Below are 17,442 nucleotides of genomic sequence, written 5' to 3'. Positions count from 1 at the left end.
GTGTCTTCGGGGTGGATGGGGTGCGCCGCGAGGGCGCGCGGCGCGAGAGCCGCCGGTATGGGTCGGCGGCTCTCGCGGACGCCCTCGTCAGGGGTGCCTGGCCACGGGGGCGACGTCGGCACCGCCCGCGTGGCGCCCGGTCGGGATCGCCGCGAGGAGGGTCTTGGTGTAGTCGTCCTGGGGTCTGTCGAAGATCTCCTCGGGTGTCCCGCTCTCGACGATGCGACCGCCCTTCATCACGTGGATCTCGTGGCAGACCATCCGCACCACTGCGAGGTCGTGGCTGATGAAGACGTAGCTGAGGCCGAGCTGCCGCTGGAGGTCGACGAGCAGGTCGAGGATCTGCGCCTGCACGATGACGTCGAGGGCGGACACCGCCTCGTCGAGCACCACGACCTCGGGACCCAAGGCCAGGGCACGCGCGATCGCGACCCGCTGGCGCTGCCCGCCCGACAGCTCGTGGGGGTAGCGGTCGACGAGGCCCTCGTCGAGGGCGACCTGCGACAGCAGCTCGAGCACCCGCGTCTGGCGCTCCGCCTTGGTGCCGACCTTGTGCACGTCCAAGGGCTCCTGCACCGACTCGCCGACGGTGTATCGAGGGTCGAGCGAGGCGTAGGGGTTCTGGAAGACCGGCTGCACGCGGCGACGGAACGACATCAGCTCGGCGCCCGAGGCGTGCGTGACGGGCTTGCCCTCGAAGAGGACCTCGCCCGAGGTGCTCTCCTCCAGCAGGAGCAGCATCTTGGCCGTCGTCGACTTGCCCGAGCCGCTCTCCCCGACGATTCCGACGGTCCCGCCGCGCGGCACCGAGAAGGACACTCCGTCGGCGGCCGCCAGACTGACCTTGCGGCCCGACACGCCGCGGCGCAGCGGGTAGACCTTGGTGAGGTCCGAGACGGCGATGACCTCGTCGCGGCGCGCATCGCCGGCGGCCGGGTACGGGCTCACCAGCGACGTGGTCCCGAGGCTCGGCGCCGCGGCGATAAGGCGCCGGGTGTAGTCGTCGGTCGGGTCGGACAGCACCTCGTGCGCCCGGCCGGACTCCACGATGGTTCCCCGGTTCATCACGACGACCCGGTCGGCGCGCTCGGCTGCGAGCGCGAGGTCGTGGGTCACCAGGAGGACCGCGGTGCCCATCGACGAGGTCAGCTCGGCGAGCTGGTCGAGGATGACCTTCTGCACCGTCACGTCGAGTGCTGAGGTCGGCTCGTCAGCGATGAGAAGCTTGGGCTTGCAGGCCAGCGCCATGGCGATGAGCACGCGCTGCCGCATGCCGCCGGAGAACTCGTGGGGGTACTGGCTGTAGCGCTGGGCGGGGTGGGAGATCCCGACCATCTCGAGCAGCTCGACGGCCCGGGCCTTGGCGTCCTTGCCCCGCGCGACACCGTGGAGCCGGAAGACCTCGGCGATCTGCTTGCCCAAGGGCATCAGCGGGTCCAGGTTCGAGATGGGGTCCTGGGGGACCAGTCCGATATCCCTGCCTCGCACCTGGCTCATCTCACGCTCACTGAGGGCGAGGACGTCGCGGCCGTCGAAGGAGACGGAACCTCGCGTCACCCGGCCGTTCGACGCCAGCAGGCGGTTGATCGCCGCCGTGAGCGTCGACTTCCCGGACCCGGACTCACCCACGATGGCGACGGTCTCGCCGGCCGCCAGCTGCAGGTTGGCGCCATGGACGGCCTCCACCTCCCCCCGGTCGGTGGTGAAGCTCACCGCCAGGTCGGACAGCTCGAGGAGCGGTCGCGCGAGCTCAGACATCCGGACCTCCGGTGTGATGGGCGCGGGTCCCCTCGAGACGATCTCGCGCCACGCGCCGCGGTTGAGGACTCGGTCGGCAGTCACCGTCCTCTCCTCCTGACGTCCAGGACGTCGCGGAGACCGTCGCCGAGGAAGTTGATGGCCAGGACGACCGAGACGATCGCCAGGCCGGGACCGAGGGCGATCCACCACTGGTAGAAGTTGGCGCTGCCCTCCGTGATCATCGATCCCCACTCCGGCGAGGGTGGCAGCGCACCCAGGCCCAGGAAGCTGAGCGAGGCGATGAGGATGGTGATGGAACCGAGGTCCATCGTCGCGCTGACGAGGATGGGAGTGCGGGAGTGCGGGAAGACGTGCTTGCGCAGGTTGGCCCACCGGCCCATGCCGATCGCACGCGCGGCCACGACGTGGTCGCGCTCCTTCAGCGAGAGGACCTGGCCACGCGCGAGTCGCGCGTAGATGGGCCACCACACGACAACGATGGCCAGGAACGCGTTGCGGAGCCCGGGTCCCAGAGCGGCGGTCACCGCCATTGCGAGGAGCATCGACGGGAACGCCATCGTGATGTCGGCCAGTCGCATCAGCACCTGGTCGACCAGGCCACCGACGTAGCCCGCGACCGCGCCGACCAGGCAGCCGATCACCACGGCGATGGTGATGGTGGCGGTGGCGATGGGCAGCGAGAGCCGGGCTCCGTAGAGCACCCGCGAGAACACGTCGCGTCCCAGGGTGTCGGTGCCGAGGAGATGGTCGAGGGACGGGGAGGTGAGACGCGGTCCTGAGGAGGCCAGCGGGTCGTGCGGCGCGATCATGCCGGCGAAAGCGATCACCAGGACCCACAGCGCCACGATGCCGCCGCCGATGACGATCGGGGGCGTCATGAACGGTCGTAGCTTCGCGCGCAGGGGGATCTCGCGCTTGGTCAGCCGACCGGCCGGACCGGCTCCGGTCGGCTCAGCACCCGGGACGCCGCCCGGGACGGCAAGGGGCGACAGGGTCACGACAGCCTCACTCGGGGGTCGACGACGGCATAGGCGATGTCCGCCAGCAGGTTGGAGACGAGGAAGATGACGCCGCCGATGAGGCACACACCGGTGATCGCCGGGAAGTCCAGGGAGCGCGACGACTCGACGGCGTAGGTGCCGATGCCGTTCCAGGAGAAGATCGTCTCGATCAGGACCGCACCCATGATCAGCATGCCGATCGACACGCCGATGATGGTCACTACGGGGGTGATCGAGTTCTTCAGGACGTGCCGGTTGAAGACCTGGTTCATCGTCATGCCCTTGGCTCGGGCTGTACGGACGTAGTCGGCGCTCTGCTCCTCGAGCATCTGCGAGCGAACGATCCTGATGATGGTGCCGAGCAGCGCCAGGCTCATGATGAAGCCCGGCATGATCAGGTGGCGCAGCGCATCGCCGAACAGGGCCATGTCGCCGGCGACCAACGAGTCGATCGTGTAGAAGCCGGTGACATGGGGCGGGGGTTCCACCCGCGGTGACAGCCGACCGGGACCTGGCGCGATGCCCCAGGTGGCGTAGAAGAGGAAGAGGAAGATCAGACCTACCCAGAAGACCGGCAGGGACGACCCCGCGAGCGCGAACACCCGGATGCCGCCGTCGACGAGCTTGCCGCGGTTGCGAGCGGCAACCACCCCGAGGGCGATCCCGAGGACGATGGACAGCAGGAGCGCGAAGGTCGCCAGCTCGAGGGTCGCCGGCAGCCGGGACGAGAGGTCCGACAGGACCCCGGACTTCGTCCGGAACGAGGTGCCCATGTCACCCTGCGCCAGGTTCTTCAGGTAGATGACGTACTGCTCGGGCAGCGACTTGTCGAGGCCCCACCGCTCCTCTGCTGCCTGCACCACGTCGGGGTTGTTGAGGTTGCGCTCACCGACGATCGTCGCCAGCGGGTTCGAGACCGAGTGCGAGAGCAAGAAGGCGATCGTGACCACTCCCCACAGGAGCAGCGGCATGAGCGCGAGTCTTCGCGAGACGAAACGGAGCACGATGGTTCCCTCCTGTCGAGGTGGTCAGCACCTTGACGGACCGGGGGACGGCGGAGGTCGTCGCGGGGACGACCTCCGCCGGCGCCGCGGATCAGTCCTTGAAACTCATGATGCTGACGTCGAGGTTCCTGGTCACGTGGTAGTTGTTGCCGACGACGTCGGTGGAGCTGGCAAGCAGGATCTGGGGGTTGACGATCGGCAGGATGATCGCATCGTCGTACATCTCCTGAGCGAGCTCCGCGTAGGCCTGCTCCCTGGCCTCGCCGGACTCGCTCAGGGCCTTCGCGAGCAGATCCGTCTCCACGGGACGAGCTTCCATTCCAGCCCGGGTGGTCCAGACCGAGCCCTCCGCCAGGGAGAAGTACTGGACGTACTGGACCGGGTCCGGGTGGTCCGGAGCGAAGTAGACAGAGGTCATCGGGAAGCCCTTGGTGTTGATCTGGTCGACCCACTGCGAGAACTCGATCGGGTTCAGCTTCAGCTCGATCCCCACCGACGAGAGGCTCTGCTGGATCGCCTGGAACATGGTGCTGGCGTTGACGCCGTAGATGGAGAAGGTCGGGAAGGTCGCCTCCAGCTCGAAGCCGTTCGGGTAGCCCGCCTCGGCGAGCAGCTTCTTGGCGTTGTCGGGGTCGAACTCGGGCAGCGGGAGGTCCTGGGTGCCGACGAACCCGTTGGCGATGCCCGTCGCCTGCTTGTCGCCGTTGCCCGCCACGGTGGCGTCGATGACGGCGTCGTAGTCGATCCCCTCGCGGATGGCCTGGCGGACCCTCGGGTCCTGCAGCGCCTCGCCTCCGGCGACACCCGGTGAGAGCGCGACATAGATGAAGTTGAACGACGGGTCGATCGACATGGAGAGGTTTTCGTCGGCCTCGATCTGGTCAACGGCGTCGAAGCTGAGGTTCATCGCCACGTCGATGTCACCTTGCTGCAGCTGCTGGAGCTGCGCGGAGGCGTCGGTGACCTCCTTGATGGTGATCTTGGAGAACGCCGCCTCCTCGCCCCAGTACTCGTCGTTGCGAGCCATCACGAGCTCGGAGCCCTCCGAGTAGGAGCTGAGCACGTACTGACCCGACCCGGCGGAGTGCTCGAGGAACCAGTTCTCCGCCTGGTCCGTGGTGGCCGCGTCGGCATCGGCGGTGGCGCCGTTCTCGCTGGCGACGTCGGAGTTGATGACCCCCATGTACGAGGCGGACACGATGTTGAAGAACGCCGAGTTCGGCGCTTCCGAGGTGACCACCACCGTCTGCGGGTCCGGGGCCTCGACCGAGGCGATGCCGGCCATGAAGTACGCAGGCGAGCCATCGAGGTTCTTCAGGCGGTCCCACGACCACTTGACGTCCTTCGCCTCGACCGGCGAACCGTCGGCGAACACGGCGTCGGGGTCGAGGGTGAAGGTGAACACGGTGTTGTCCGCGTTGGCCTCCCACTCCGTGGCCAGGAGAGGCTCCAGCGGGTCGGTGGCGTTCGGTGCCCTGAGCAGGGTCTCGTAGACCGCCGAGTTGTAGATCTGACAGGTGTCGCAGAGGTTCCGCGAGATGTCGAGCGTGGTGACGTCCATGGCACGACCGAGGACGAGGTCGTCACTGCTCGCCGACGTCGTGGCGGGGTCCGAGCACGCTGCCAAGGCCACCGGGGCCAGGGCGAGCAGCGCGACGGCCCCGACACGACGTCGGCGATGAAGGCCGGGACGAGAGTTGACTGCGGTCATTCGGACTCCTTGTGGCGGTGGTTGTGAGTGGGTCAGGAGACGGTGGGAGCAAGGTCCGCGAACGCGGCCTCGGTGCGGGTGAGCGCGTCGTCGACCACCTCGAAGGTGTGGGCCGTCGACAGGAACATGTTGTGCCAGGGGTGGAGCAGCACGCCGTGTCGGACGGCGGCGTCGGTGAAGGCGAAGGCCTTGGTCTTGTCGGGGTCATCGGCAAAGGTCAGGATCGGCATCTGCGCCGGCCCGCTGAGCTCCGCGGGCATCCCGGCCGCGGCCGCCTGAGCGTGCAGCCCGGCGCGGAACCGCTCGCCGGCCGCCCGCATCAGCTCCGGGGCGTCGATCTCCACGGCTCGCTGCACCGTCGCGATACCGGCCGCCATTGGCACGGCGGAGAACCAGAAGGATCCGGTGACGTAGATCTCCCCCGCGGCCTCCTTCAGCGCGTCGACCCCGACCAGGGCCGAGACAGGGTGGCCGTTGGCGATCGCCTTGGAGAAGGCGGTCAGGTCGGGCCGGATGCCCAGGCCCTCCCACGCGCCGCGGACGTCGAGCCGGAACCCCGTGCGGACCTCGTCGAGGACGAGCGCGGCACCCTCGGCAGTCGCGAGCCGGCGCGCTTCGCGGGCGAACTCCGGGTCGGCCGGCTCCTGGGGGACGTGGGAGTCGTGGCGGAACGGGGTGACGATGATGGCCGCCACGTCACCGGAGTGGGCGGCCACCGCATCGCGCAGCGACGCCGCGTCGTTGTAGTCGAACTCGACGATGAGGCTGCGGTCCTCGGGCGTCGTGCCGGCGGGCTTGGGCGTGAACCAGTCGTTGGCCCCGTGGTAGGCCCTGCGCGCCTTGAGGAACCTCTTCTTGCCGGTTGAGGCCCGCGCCACGCGGACCGCGGTCGAGGTGGCGTCAGTGCCGTTCTTGCCGAACAGCGCCCACTCGGCGGAGGCCACGGTGCCGGTCAGCACCTCCGCAAACTCGACCATGCGGGCCGTGGGTCCCGACAGCGTATCGCCGAGGGCGGCCTGCTGGGCGGCCGCGGCCTCGACGGTCGGGTCCCGGTGCCCCAGCAGCATGGGACCGAAGGAGCACATGAAGTCGACGTAGCGGTTCCCGTCGACGTCCCAGGCGTAGGCACCCTGTCCACGCGACCAGAACTGTGGGAACGACGGCGGCATCGTCCGCTCGTTCACAGCCATGTGCCCGTACATCCCGCGAGGGATCACCCGGGCGGCCCGCGCGCGCAGCTCGGCGTCGACCTGGAGCTCGTGCGTGGCACGACCCGTCGTCATCGTCACTGCTGATTTCCCTTCGCCGTCCAACAGGGAGTACGTTGCATTACGGATGTTCGAAATAACTTAACGGCGGCTCGCCGCGCTGTAAAGTGCTCTGGAGAACCCATTTCCGGCCGTTTCAAGCTCGCCCGGAGCGGCGTTCTCCGAAACGCCTCTTCGTACGCGTGTCGCGGGCGCCACCAGCGCTGCGAAATCCCCCACCTGACCCGGAACTGGAGCAAGATGCCCAAGATCGTTGACCACGAGGAACGCCGTCGCGAGGTCTTGGACGCCACTTGGCGCGTCATCGGGCGCGAGGGCCTGAACGCTGCCACGGTCCGGCGCATCGCTGAGGAGGCCGGCCACTCCAACGGAGTCCTGGCCCACTACTTCAACAACAAGAACGACATCCTGGTCTCGGCCCACCAGCTGGCCTACTCGCGCGCCCGGGCCCGCATCGCCAAGGCGACGGCCGACGTCGAGGGTCTCGAGGCGCTACGTCGCGCCATCCACGAGGCCCTGCCCTTGGACGAGGAGCGCCTGCTGGAGGCCCAGGTCGACGTGAGCTTCCTCGGCCTGACGGTCGGCGACGCCCACCTGCGCGAGGTACGCAGCGCCTCGGGCGAGATTTCGCGCGCACGATGGCGGTCCTACGTAGAGCGGGCGCAGGAGCTCGGCGAGGTCGACGTCTCGGTCAACCCCGATGACGTCGTCGACGACGTCATCGCCCTGATCGAGTCGCTGTCCATCGGCGCGATCATCACGCCCGAGCGTGTGACCGTGGCACACCAGCTCGCGCAGACCGAGCGGCTGATCAGCCGCATCACACGTCACGACCAGCAGGCTGGCTGACGCCCTCACGCAGGCCGACCCCGGTCAGGCGAGCACGCTCAAGGCAGGTGGCGACATCTCGACCTGGTTCGCGCGGCTGCGCCAGAACTCCAGGGTCGAGTCGAGATCGACGATCCCAGCGTCGGAGCCCAGACCCCCGGCGACGAGGGCAGCAGCGGCCGTGCCCAGGCGAGCCGCCTCGCTCAACGACCAGCCGTGGCCCAGGCCGGTGATGAAGCCGGCGACGTAGGCGTCGCCGCACCCGGTGGTGTCGACGACCGCACAGGTGAACGCCGGCACCACCTCGACGCCGGACTCGCCGACGACGATCGACCCGTCCGCCCCCGTGGTGGCGACCACCGTGCCCACGCCGAGGTCGCGCAGCTGCCGCGCGGCCTGCCGTAGGTCGTCGGTGCCGGTGAGGGAGCGCAGCTGGTCGTCGTTGGGGAGGAAGTAGTCGATCAGGGGCCAGATCTGCCGCAGCGTCTGCAGGGCGTCCGGCGCGATGCGGCTCCGGAGCAGGTCGAGGGTGATCACCGTGCCGGCCTCACGCGCCGCGCGCAGCAGCGCGGGGACGCCGTCCACCGCGAAGTCCCCGAGGGCGTCCGGCCCGCCGATGTGCAGGAAGTCGGCCTCGCGGACCAGGTCAGGGTCGACGTCGCCGGGGGCCAGGAAGCGCGTGGCGCCCGGGGCGTGGAGGGATGGGCGCTCGCCGTTCGGCCGGATCGGCAGCACTGTGAGCGTCGTCTGCAGACCAGGCTTCACGACCAGGTGACTGGTGTCGACGCCGTGGTCGTCGAGGAGCAGGCGGACCATCCGGCCGGCCGCGTCGTCGCCGATCGCACCCACCGAGGTGACGTGGGCCCCGAGCTTGGCCAGGTCGACGGCCGTCCCGGCGGCTGTCCCGGCGGCGGTGATGCGGCTCTCCTCGAGGAGCGCACCGCCCTGGCCGGCGGGGATCCCGCTCACCGGTCGGACCAGCACGTCCAGGATCTGCGGACCGAGGCACACCACGCGCGCGGTCATGCATAGCTCCGGGCGGTGCGCGCGGCGACGACGTCCTGCATCTCGGCGTCCGTGAGCTCTCGAGGCGTGCCGACCGAGGCTGCCTCGATGTACATCGCGCACAGCCACTCGACCAGTTGGGCCCGCTTGTAGGCCAGCTCGAGCGTGGCGCCGTGGGCCACCGCTCCGTGGTTCTGCATGAGGGCTGCGACCCGGTCCTCCAGCGCCCCCATGACCCCCGCGGCCAGCTCGTCGGAGCCGTAGCGCGCGTACGGCGCCACCCGCAGCGACCCGCCTAGTTGCGCGACGTAGTAGTGGATGGTCGGCACCACGTCGAACAGCGTCGACAGTGCGGCGCTCTTCAGCCCGTGGTGGTGCACCACCGAACCGGCGTCGCTTCCGCGGTAGACCGACAGGTGCATGGGCACCTCCGACGACGGACGACGGCCCGCGGCGGCCTCGACCACGAGGCCGTCCATGTCGACGACGCACACGTCCGCCGCCGTCACGTCCGCGTAGGCGACAGTGGACGGCGAGATGACCACGAGGTCCCCGACCCGGGTGCTGACGTTGCCGGCCGTGCCGAGCACCAACCCGTCGGCGATCATCTGGCGGCCCGCGTCAGCGACCGCCTGCCGTTCGTCGTGCAGGATCATTCTCATCCTCCGTTGTTGGTTGGGCGGCTGAAGCGCACCCGGAAGGCGTCGAGGTGCCGGATGCCGCTGCCCTCGGTCCACTGAGCACTGCCGGTCGGCTCGACCTGCACGTCGGGCGAGGTCAGGGCACGCAGCGCCACCTCGCTGAGCAGGCGGGCGGCGTTGCGCCCCGGGCAGACGTGGGCTCCACCGCCGAACGTCGTGGCGTGTCGGACCGTCCGGGACAGGTCGAAGCGACCCGGGTCTGGGAAGACCTCGGGATCGTGGTTGCCGGCGACCCAGATCATGTGCACCGGAGTGCCCGCGGGAAGAACGTGGTCGCCGTGGTGGACCTCCTCCAGGGTCATCCGGGTGGTCAGCATGAGGGGCGGCGAGATCCGCGTGCCCTCCGTGAAGACTTGGGGGACCAAGGACTGATCGGCGCGAACGGCTGCCACGTCGCTCGGACTGGTGAATAAGTGGTAGGCGGCGTTGGTGAGCGCGACGCCCACGGTGTGGAAGGCATCGAAGAAGTTCGACGCCACGTGGGCCCGGAAGTCGACGGGAACGCCGTCCCGCTCGGCGCCGTGCACGCCCTGGGCGAGCTGCGTCAGCAGGTCGTTGGGGCCAGCGACCCACACCTGGTCGACCAGCGACTCCACCAGCGCCATGTACTCCCGGGTGGCGGTACGGGCCCGGGCGAGGTCGTCAGGCACGGGGTTGAACCGGAACTGCAGGTTCATCTCCTCCATCAGGTGCTGGATCCGGCCGGCGTGACCGGGCGGGAGCCCGAGCTGCTCGGTCCAGAACCGGGTCGCGAACACCGCGGCGAAGTCCGGCCCGAAGTCGACCTCACCCGTCCCCACCAGCTCCTCGACGAGATCGTCCACGACCCTCTCGGCCAGGGGCACGAAGGCCAGCACGGGTCGTGGCATGAGAGGGCGGGCCAGGGCCCGGCGGAGCTCGGTGTGCACAGGCGGGTTCATGGTGAACACCTGGTTGCCGAGGAAGTGCTCCAGCGGCTGTGTCCCCACCGGAGACTGAGTCCCCTGCCCACTCTCTCGCGCCCGGCGCAGTCGCTCGTTCGAGCGTCCGGTCAGGAAGGACACGGGAGCGTTGCCCACCGCGGAGTTCTCGGCCAAGGAGCGCAGCGAGGCGTTGCGCAGCACCACGACTCCGCCGTCGGGGTGGCGGAGCAGGTCGGCGTCACGTGCGAGCAGCGCGCGCGATGCACCGAGGAGGTCTCGCGACCACTCCGCGATCGGCACGAGGTCGGTGAGGAGCGGCAGGTCGGAGAGCTCCGCTGTCGGCGCTGCTGTCATCACGTACTCCTCTGTGTTGTCGGGCGCTGGGGCCTCAGTGTGGGTGGCCAGCAGCGTCCGCGGGCTGCCGAACGCGACGAGATCAGCGGTCCCTGATTCCGGATCCGGCAGGCAAGGGGGTGACGGAGGCCTGGCTCACCGCGGGCTCGAGGACGCCGTCGACGCGGCGGGCCACACCCCAGGGGTTGTCCGGGCGCGCGGCCTCGGGCAGCCACGCCGGGGGGGTCGACTGGTAGACCACCGCACGGACCCACCGAGTCAAGGCGGCAGCACCTACCGAGGTGTGAGCGGGTGAGGTCGTGGCGGGCCACGGGCCCCCGTGGTGCTGCGCCCACCCGAGGGCGACGCCGGTGGGCCAGGTGTCGACGGCGACCCGGCCGGCCATCGAGGCCAGCTGGGCGACGACGGCCTGCGCTTCGTCGTCAGCATCACCGCCGGTCATGACTGCGCCGACCAGACAGCCCTGCAACCTACCGAGCAGGTCGCGGAGCTCCTCGTGAGAGCCGTACTCCACCACTATCGACACCGGGCCGAAGCACTCTTCGAGCAGCCGCGAGCCGCGGGTCAACGCGGCCGCGGGCGCCTCGAGGACGACGCTGCCGGATGACCACCCCTCGCCCGCCCCTGGGACCTCGGCGACCACTGTGGCCCCTGCCGCGACCAGGTCGGCAACGCCGAGGGTGGCCGAGCGCGCGATCCCCTCAGTCAGGAGGACCGCCGGCGACGCAGCCCGGACGAGGTGCTCGCCGACCGCGGCGGCAACGCCGTGACCAGCGGGGACGAGCAAGAGGCCCGGCTTGGTGCAGTACTGTCCCGCACCCAGGGTGAAGGACTCGACGAACCCCGCGACGAGCCGCGGCAGGTCAGCCATGCCGCTCGTGGTCACGACGACCGGGTTGACGGTGCCCATCTCGGCGAAGACCGGGATGACCTCGTCGCGCTCACGCGCGGCCTGCCAGAGTGCCATGCCACCAGCCTGCGACCCCGTGAAGCCGACGGCCCGGACCCGCGGGTCCTGGACGAGCGCCAGACCGGCCTGCATCCCGTGCACCATCGAGAGCACGCCCGCAGGGGCTCCGACCTCGTCGAGCGCCCGCGAAGCGAGCTCCACCAGCCGCACGCTGAGCAGCGGGTGGGCGGGGTGGGCCTTGACGACCACGGGACACCCGGCCGCCAGCGCCGACGCGGTGTCGTGGCCCAGGACGCCGAAGGCGAAGGGGAAGTTGCTGGCTCCGAAGACGGCGACAGGCCCGACGGGATGGTGGATCCGCCGCAGCTCCGGTGTGGTCTCGGTCGACGCGTCGACGGCGATGCCAAGGTGCGAGCCCTCCTGGGCCACCCGGCTGTAGAAGCGCAGCTGGCCGGCCGCGCGAGCGATCTCGCCCCGGAGCCGGACAGGTCCGAGGCCGGTCTCCGCGTCAGCGAGGGCGACGAGGTCCTCGACCGCCGCCTCCAGGGCGGTCGCGACGGCCTCCCACCACGCATGCCGCCGCCGGGGCGGGGTGGCGGCGACCTGCGCCGCCGCTCCGGCCGCGCGGCCGACCGCGGCCTCGACCTCAGCGCACGTGCTGTCATCGACTGAACCGTTGACCGTCCCGTCGTACGGTCGGAAGCTGCGCGCAGCACTCACGTCCACTCCTCATCTCGACGATGTGGCGCTAGGGAGGTTACATCACGGACGTCCGAAATAGAACTTCCGTCATCTGGCTCACCGGAAGGCCGACTCCCCCGTCATCGCCTGTCCGATCGACAGCGCGTGCATCTCCGACGTGCCCTCGTAGGTCAGGACGGACTCGAGGTTGGCCATGTGCCGGATCACGGGGTACTCCAGGCTGATGCCGTTGGCGCCCAGGATGGTGCGCGCGGTCCGGCAGACCTCCAACGCCTCACGCACGTTGTTGAGCTTCCCCAGGCTTACCTCGACCGGCAGCAGTCCGCGGGCGTCCTTGGCCCGTCCGAGGTGCAGCGCCAGCAGCGTGCCTCTGACGACTGCCAGGGTCATGTCGGCGATCTTGGCCTGGGTCAGCTGGAAACCGGCGATGGGCCGGCCGAACTGCACGCGTGAGCCGGCGTACTCGACGGCGCACTGCAGCGAGGAGCGCGCCGCGCCCACGGCGCCCCAGACGATTCCGTAGCGCGCCTCGTTGAGGCAGCTCAGCGGGCCTTTCAGCCCGAACGCGCCCGGCAGCACCGCGTCGGCGGGTAGCCGGACCCCCTCGAGCACGAGCTCACTGGTCACCGAGGCGCGCAACGACATCTTGTGCTTGATGAGTGGGGCGGTGAAGCCCGGCACGTCGGTCGGGACGACGAAGCCGCGCACGCCTTCGTCGGTCTGCGCCCAGACCACGGCCACGTCGGCGACCGAGCCGTTGGTGATCCACATCTTGCGGGCGTCTAGGACCCAGTCGGCGCCGTCGCGGCGGGCACGGCTGCGCATCGAGACGGGGTCGGAGCCGGCGTCGGGTTCGGTCAGCCCGAAGCAGCCGATCGCGCGGCCGGCTGCCATGTCGGGCAGCCACCGCAGCTTCTGCTCCTCCGAGCCCCAGTGGTGGATCGCGAACATCGCGAGCGATCCCTGAACCGACACCAGGGACCGGAGCCCGGAGTCGGCCGCCTCCAGCTCGAGGCAGGCCAGACCGTACTCGGTGGCGGTCATGCCCGGGCAGCCGTAACCGTCGAGGTGCATGCCGAGCACCCCGAGCTCGCCGAGCCCGAGCGCCAGCTCGCGGACTCCCGGCAACTCACCTTCCTCGAACCACGTGGCGACGTGCGGCTCGACGTGGTCGGTGCAGAAGCGGCGTACGGCGTCGCGCACGTCGCGCTCGTCCTGGGTCAGCACGAGGTCGATCCCGGCGGGGTCCGCGGGCGAGAAGGTGCGGGGGGCGGCAAGGGTGGTCACGGTTCGTCCTTCGGGAGGGGGCGGTCGGGTCCGGCGAGCCAGTGGCGGACCTGCTGGTCGTGCTCGGAGAGCGTCGGGGGGCGCCGGGCTGGGGCCGGCGCGAAGCCGGAGTAGGTCACGGGGTGCGCGACGAGCGGCGTCGCGCCCTCCCCCGCCGGATGAACCAAGGGGTCCAGACCGAGGCGGGTCGCCAGGGCGAAGCCGCCGGCGACGTCCTGCACCTCGCCCGCGGGGACACCCACCTCGGTGAGCCGGGCCTGCCACACGGCCGCCGTGGCCTGGGCCAGCGGGGCCTCCAGCAGCCCACGCAGCTCGGAACGCGCCGCCACGCGGGCGGAGTTGTCCGCGAATCGCGGGTCTGAGCCCACCTCGGGGATGCCAAGGACCTGGCACAGCCGCCGGAACTGCCCGTCGTTGCCGCAGGCCACCACGATGAGGCCGTCGGCGCACTGCAGGGTCTCGTAGGGCGCGATCGACGGGTGCTGGTTACCCAGACGGGACGGCGACACCCCGGTCGCGAAGTAGGAGCTGGCCTGGTTGGCCAGCGAGCCCAGCAGGCTCATCAGCAGGTTGACCTCCACCGCTTGCCCTACCCCGGTCAGGTCGCGGTGGCGCAGGGCGGCGAGGATGCCGATCACGGCGTCCTTGCTCGTGAGCACGTCCACCAGCGCGACCCCGACCTTCTGCGGGTCGCCGTCAGACTCCCCTGTGATGCTCATCAGCCCGCCGAGGGCCTGCACGACCATGTCGTAACCCGGCAGGGTGGCGCCGCCCGCGCTGCCGAAGCCGGTGATCGAGCAGTGGACCAGCCGCGGCCAGCGGGCCCGGGTCGATGCGGAGTCCAGCCCGTACTTGGCGAGCGAGCCGACCCGGAAGTTCTCGACGAGGACGTCGGCGCGATCGATCAGGCGGTCGCACACCGCAAGGTCGTCGGGGTCGTCGAGGTCGAGGACGATGCTCCGCTTCGAGCGGTTGGCGGCGTCGAAGTAGGACGAGCCCGCGGAGGACCAGGGCGGCCCCCAGGACCGCGTGTCGTCGCCCCCTGCCGGGTGCTCGACCTTGACCACAATCGCGCCGAGGTCGGCCAGGGTCTGCGTCGCCAGCGGCCCGGCCAGCACCCGGCTGAGATCGGCGACGACGAGCCCGTCGAGTGGTCGGTGCACTGGGCCTCCTCTTCGATGCCGGGAGAATCCTATAAATTCTAGGAATGGTCAACCGAGGACTCCGCTTCAGTACGCTGCGCGGGTCATGACGCCTCCAGCCCAGTCGCCCGCCGCCTCCCAGCCGCGCCAGACCGCGCACGACGTGGCCCTCGTGTCGCTCCGCGCGCGGCTCTCCTCGGGTGCACTGCGGCCCGGGGACCGCATCCACCAGGAGCAGGTGGCCGCCGAACTCGGCACGAGCGTCGTCCCGGTCCGCGAGGCGCTGACCATGCTGCAGGCCGAAGGGCTGGTACGCCACGTCCCCCACCGCGGCTACCGCGTGGCCAGCCTGAGCCTCGAAGAGCTCTCCGAGACCTACCTGATCCGCAGACTGCTGGAGGACGAGGTCGTTCGGACCGCCACGCCCCAGTTGCGCGACGATCACCTCGAGGTCCTGCGGGCGGCCGCTGATGAGATGGAGCACCTAGCCGAGGGCGCCGACGTGACTGCGATGATCGAAGCGAACCGCCGTTTCCACTTCACACTCTTCGAGGCGGCCGACCGGCCGCGCATGGTCGACTTCATCCGCATCCTGTGGCAGACGACCGACGCCTACCGGTCGATGTACTACGGCCAGGACAGCGCGCGCCAGCGGGTCAACCACGAGCACCGCAGCATCATCGAGGCGCTCGAGGCCGGCGACGTCGACCGCGTCGTTCGCGAGCTCGAGGAGCACCGACAGCACGCGGTGGCCGACCTCGAGATCCGTCTCCGGGCCGGCGCCTCGGCCATCTCCTCGGCCGCCACGTCGACCCAGGCACAGTCATGACGCCGGCCGAGGAGCCCGGGACGGGGCCGGACGAGCGCGTCCTGCCGCCGTACCGCTCGTTGCCGCTGCTGCCCAGCGGGGTGCGGTCCGGCTGGCACGTGTTCGGCGAGGACGACCAGGTCGGGTTGCTGAACCTGCAGACGCCCGAGCGGGTCACGCGCGCTGCGCGGCTGGTCGTCACCGGCGAGACCTTCCCACTCGACGCCGACCTGTCGCTCATCGACCCGCCGCTGTTCGGGCGCGGCCCGGCTCGGCACCAAGTCATCGACTTCGGCGTCGGCTGGGACCTCGACGACAAGCTGGACGACTTCTACCCGCAGGCCTCCAGCCAGTGGGACTCCCTCGCCCACGTCGGCTACGCCCCGGATCAGTTCTACAACGGGGCGACGATGCGCGAGGTCAGGGAGGAGGGCCGCAACTGCATCGCCCGGTACGCCGCCCGCGGAGTGGCCGGGCGCGCGATCCTCCTCGACGTCGCGGCGGTCCTCACCGCACGTGACAACGACTACGACCCCGGCCGCAGCCGCGGCATCACGGTCTCAGACCTCGAGGAAGCCCGGGCCGCGGCCGGGGTCACGTGGCAGGCCGGCGACGTGGTGCTACTGCACACCGGCTGGCTGCGCTGGTACGCCCAGCAGAGCCGGGAGGTCCGCGTCGAGCTGTCCACCCAGAACGCTTTGACGTCGGTCGGCCTGGTCCGCGAACCCGAGGTCCTGGAGTACCTGTGGGACGCCCAGGTCTGCGCGGTCGCGGCGGACAACCCGGCCGTCGAGCAGCTGCCCTTCGACCTCTCGCCCGAGGCCTGGCCCTTCGGCTTCCTGCACCAGTGCCTGATCGGCCAGCTCGGTCTGGCTCTGGGCGAGCTGTGGTGGCTGCACGACCTGGCCGCGGCGTGCCGCCGCCACCGGCGCTACGAGGTGTTCCTCACCGCGGCGCCGCTGCACCTGCCGGGCGGGATCGGGTCGCCGGCCAATGCCCTGGCCGTGCTTTGACCGGACCCGTCCCGGGATGACGGCGCTCGCCCGCGGCGCTGGTCCCCACGCTGACCGCTCGAGCTAGGAAGCTGCTGATCAGCGCCCGGGGCAGAGCCGCAGCAGCTGGTCGACGACGGCTCGCAGAGCAGGACCGTCGTCGCCGGTCCTCCAGGCGGCGCGCAGGTGAACGTCCTCGGTGACCTCGTCCAGCTCGAGGAACACCACGTGCGGGTCGGAGGAGTTGGCGGCAACCGATCCCAGCGTGAGGTGGCACCCGACCTCGGCGCTGACCAGCGCCAGCGCGGTCTGGGTGTCGGGAGCCTCCTGCACGATCTCCGCCTCGAACCCGTGCCGCCGCGCGAGGCGCCGCAACCGGTCGGACAGCACCGCGCCGTCGTGCGGTGGGAGCGACACGAAGCCCTCCCCGGCGAGCCCGGCCATGGAGGTGCGCGACCGGCGGGCCAGCGGGTGGGTGTCGGGGACTGCGACCACCAGCGCGTCCTCGATCACCACCTCGGCGGACACGTCCGGCGGCACCAGGTCCCAGCGACCAAGAGCGAGGTCGCTCGCCCCGTCGAGCAGGCGGCGCATCGCCGGTTGGGCGAACCTCTCGCTGGACAGCTCGAGTCGGATCCCCGGACGGTGGGCCCGAACGGCGCGTGCGAGCTGGGCGACGATGCGATGCGTCGACACCCCTGCGAAATCGACGCGCACCACCCCAACCTGCCCCGTGGCCGCCGCGTGGACCGTCTCCACCGCGCTGGCCACCGAGGACAGCACGTCGCGCGCGGGCGCGAGCAGCGCCTGCCCTGCCGCGGTCAGCACGACCGACCGGGTGGTGCGGTCGAACAGGGTCGTGCCCAACTCGCGCTCGAGCTGCTTGATCGTGCGGCTGAGCGGCGGCTGTGCGGTGTGCAAGCGCTCCGCGGCGCGCCCGAAATGCAGCTCCTCGGCCACCGCGAGGAACGCCCGGACCTGCTGGATGTCCACGACGGTTGCCTCCAGGGAGATTGATATCGAAACGGTATCAGTGCATGGTGGATCAAGTATTGGACCGGACCCA

General features: G+C 70.4%; 15 protein-coding genes. 3 read left to right on the top strand and 12 right to left on the bottom strand.

What is annotated here, in order from left to right:
• Positions 1 to 87: 87 nt before the first annotated feature.
• The 5 genes from ACYVC6_RS04380 to ACYVC6_RS04360 all read right to left on the bottom strand — a co-directional run bounded on the left by ACYVC6_RS04380 (position 88) and on the right by ACYVC6_RS04360 (position 6,760).
• The gene (locus tag ACYVC6_RS04380) at positions 88 to 1,842 is read right to left on the bottom strand and encodes an ABC transporter ATP-binding protein (protein ID WP_460711348.1); all 1,755 of its coding nucleotides are present in this window, start codon (positions 1,840 to 1,842) and stop codon (positions 88 to 90) included.
• Positions 1,839 to 2,759, bottom strand: a complete 921-nt coding sequence (locus ACYVC6_RS04375) for an ABC transporter permease (protein ID WP_460711346.1) — start codon at positions 2,757 to 2,759, stop codon at positions 1,839 to 1,841. The genes ACYVC6_RS04380 and ACYVC6_RS04375 overlap by 4 nt, the downstream gene beginning before the upstream one ends.
• Entirely contained in the window at positions 2,756 to 3,766 is a 1,011-nt protein-coding gene (locus ACYVC6_RS04370; protein ID WP_460711344.1) for an ABC transporter permease, read from the bottom strand. The genes ACYVC6_RS04375 and ACYVC6_RS04370 overlap by 4 nt, the downstream gene beginning before the upstream one ends.
• Before the next feature lie 91 nt (positions 3,767 to 3,857).
• Positions 3,858 to 5,477 (bottom strand): ABC transporter substrate-binding protein, encoded by a 1,620-nt coding sequence (locus tag ACYVC6_RS04365; protein ID WP_460711342.1) that lies wholly within the window; start codon positions 5,475 to 5,477, stop codon positions 3,858 to 3,860.
• 32 nt (positions 5,478 to 5,509) lie between these two features.
• Positions 5,510 to 6,760 carry an aminotransferase class III-fold pyridoxal phosphate-dependent enzyme gene (locus ACYVC6_RS04360; protein WP_460711340.1) on the bottom strand — a complete coding sequence of 417 codons (1,251 nt, stop codon included), beginning with the start codon at positions 6,758 to 6,760 and terminating at the stop codon, positions 5,510 to 5,512.
• Positions 6,761 to 6,985: 225 nt separating this feature from the next.
• Here ACYVC6_RS04360 and ACYVC6_RS04355 point away from each other — a divergent pair, with 225 nt between their 5' ends.
• The gene (locus ACYVC6_RS04355; protein WP_460711338.1) at positions 6,986 to 7,594 is read left to right on the top strand and encodes a TetR/AcrR family transcriptional regulator; all 609 of its coding nucleotides are present in this window, start codon (positions 6,986 to 6,988) and stop codon (positions 7,592 to 7,594) included.
• Between the two features lie 24 nt (positions 7,595 to 7,618).
• Here ACYVC6_RS04355 and ACYVC6_RS04350 read toward each other — a convergent pair whose 3' ends face one another.
• From ACYVC6_RS04350 to ACYVC6_RS04325, 6 genes are all read right to left on the bottom strand, one after another.
• Positions 7,619 to 8,599 (bottom strand): carbohydrate kinase family protein, encoded by a 981-nt coding sequence (locus ACYVC6_RS04350; RefSeq protein ID WP_460711336.1) that lies wholly within the window; start codon positions 8,597 to 8,599, stop codon positions 7,619 to 7,621.
• Positions 8,596 to 9,234 carry a class II aldolase/adducin family protein gene (locus ACYVC6_RS04345; RefSeq protein WP_460711334.1) on the bottom strand — a complete coding sequence of 213 codons (639 nt, stop codon included), beginning with the start codon at positions 9,232 to 9,234 and terminating at the stop codon, positions 8,596 to 8,598. The genes ACYVC6_RS04350 and ACYVC6_RS04345 overlap by 4 nt, the downstream gene beginning before the upstream one ends.
• A gap of 2 nt (positions 9,235 to 9,236) precedes the next feature.
• Positions 9,237 to 10,535 (bottom strand): cytochrome P450, encoded by a 1,299-nt coding sequence (locus ACYVC6_RS04340; RefSeq protein ID WP_460711332.1) that lies wholly within the window; start codon positions 10,533 to 10,535, stop codon positions 9,237 to 9,239.
• An 82-nt stretch (positions 10,536 to 10,617) separates the two neighbouring features.
• Entirely contained in the window at positions 10,618 to 12,165 is a 1,548-nt protein-coding gene (locus tag ACYVC6_RS04335) for an aldehyde dehydrogenase family protein (protein WP_460711330.1), read from the bottom strand.
• 78 nt (positions 12,166 to 12,243) lie between these two features.
• Complete coding sequence (locus tag ACYVC6_RS04330; protein ID WP_460711328.1) at positions 12,244 to 13,434, bottom strand: acyl-CoA dehydrogenase family protein; 1,191 nt, start codon at positions 13,432 to 13,434, stop codon at positions 12,244 to 12,246.
• The gene (locus ACYVC6_RS04325; protein ID WP_460711326.1) at positions 13,431 to 14,597 is read right to left on the bottom strand and encodes a CaiB/BaiF CoA transferase family protein; all 1,167 of its coding nucleotides are present in this window, start codon (positions 14,595 to 14,597) and stop codon (positions 13,431 to 13,433) included. The genes ACYVC6_RS04330 and ACYVC6_RS04325 overlap by 4 nt, the downstream gene beginning before the upstream one ends.
• 85 nt (positions 14,598 to 14,682) lie before the next feature.
• Here ACYVC6_RS04325 and ACYVC6_RS04320 point away from each other — a divergent pair, with 85 nt between their 5' ends.
• Positions 14,683 to 15,405: a GntR family transcriptional regulator gene (locus tag ACYVC6_RS04320; protein WP_460711324.1), complete on the top strand. Its 723-nt coding sequence runs from the start codon at positions 14,683 to 14,685 to the stop codon at positions 15,403 to 15,405.
• Positions 15,402 to 16,397 (top strand): cyclase family protein, encoded by a 996-nt coding sequence (locus ACYVC6_RS04315; RefSeq protein ID WP_460711322.1) that lies wholly within the window; start codon positions 15,402 to 15,404, stop codon positions 16,395 to 16,397. Before ACYVC6_RS04320 ends, ACYVC6_RS04315 begins: the two co-directional genes overlap by 4 nt.
• Before the next feature lie 78 nt (positions 16,398 to 16,475).
• Here ACYVC6_RS04315 and ACYVC6_RS04310 read toward each other — a convergent pair whose 3' ends face one another.
• Positions 16,476 to 17,369: a LysR substrate-binding domain-containing protein gene (locus tag ACYVC6_RS04310; RefSeq protein ID WP_460711320.1), complete on the bottom strand. Its 894-nt coding sequence runs from the start codon at positions 17,367 to 17,369 to the stop codon at positions 16,476 to 16,478.
• Positions 17,370 to 17,442: the final 73 nt, after the last annotated feature.

The organism is Nocardioides dilutus (genome assembly GCF_054779555.1).
This window is presented reverse-complemented; position numbering and strand designations above follow the sequence as displayed.

Bases quoted from the DNA above. Each gene is read 5' to 3' on its own strand.
- ACYVC6_RS04365 (WP_460711342.1), bottom strand. From the start codon at position 5,477: ATGACCGCAGTCAACTCTCGTCCCGGCCTTCATCGCCGACGTCGTGTC.
- ACYVC6_RS04360 (WP_460711340.1), bottom strand. From the start codon at position 6,760: ATGACGACGGGTCGTGCCACGCACGAGCTCCAGGTCGACGCCGAGCTG.
- ACYVC6_RS04355 (WP_460711338.1), top strand. From the start codon at position 6,986: ATGCCCAAGATCGTTGACCACGAGGAACGCCGTCGCGAGGTCTTGGAC.
- ACYVC6_RS04350 (WP_460711336.1), bottom strand. From the start codon at position 8,599: ATGACCGCGCGCGTGGTGTGCCTCGGTCCGCAGATCCTGGACGTGCTG.
- ACYVC6_RS04345 (WP_460711334.1), bottom strand. From the start codon at position 9,234: ATGATCCTGCACGACGAACGGCAGGCGGTCGCTGACGCGGGCCGCCAG.
- ACYVC6_RS04340 (WP_460711332.1), bottom strand. From the start codon at position 10,535: ATGACAGCAGCGCCGACAGCGGAGCTCTCCGACCTGCCGCTCCTCACC.
- ACYVC6_RS04320 (WP_460711324.1), top strand. From the start codon at position 14,683: ATGACGCCTCCAGCCCAGTCGCCCGCCGCCTCCCAGCCGCGCCAGACC.
- ACYVC6_RS04315 (WP_460711322.1), top strand. From the start codon at position 15,402: ATGACGCCGGCCGAGGAGCCCGGGACGGGGCCGGACGAGCGCGTCCTG.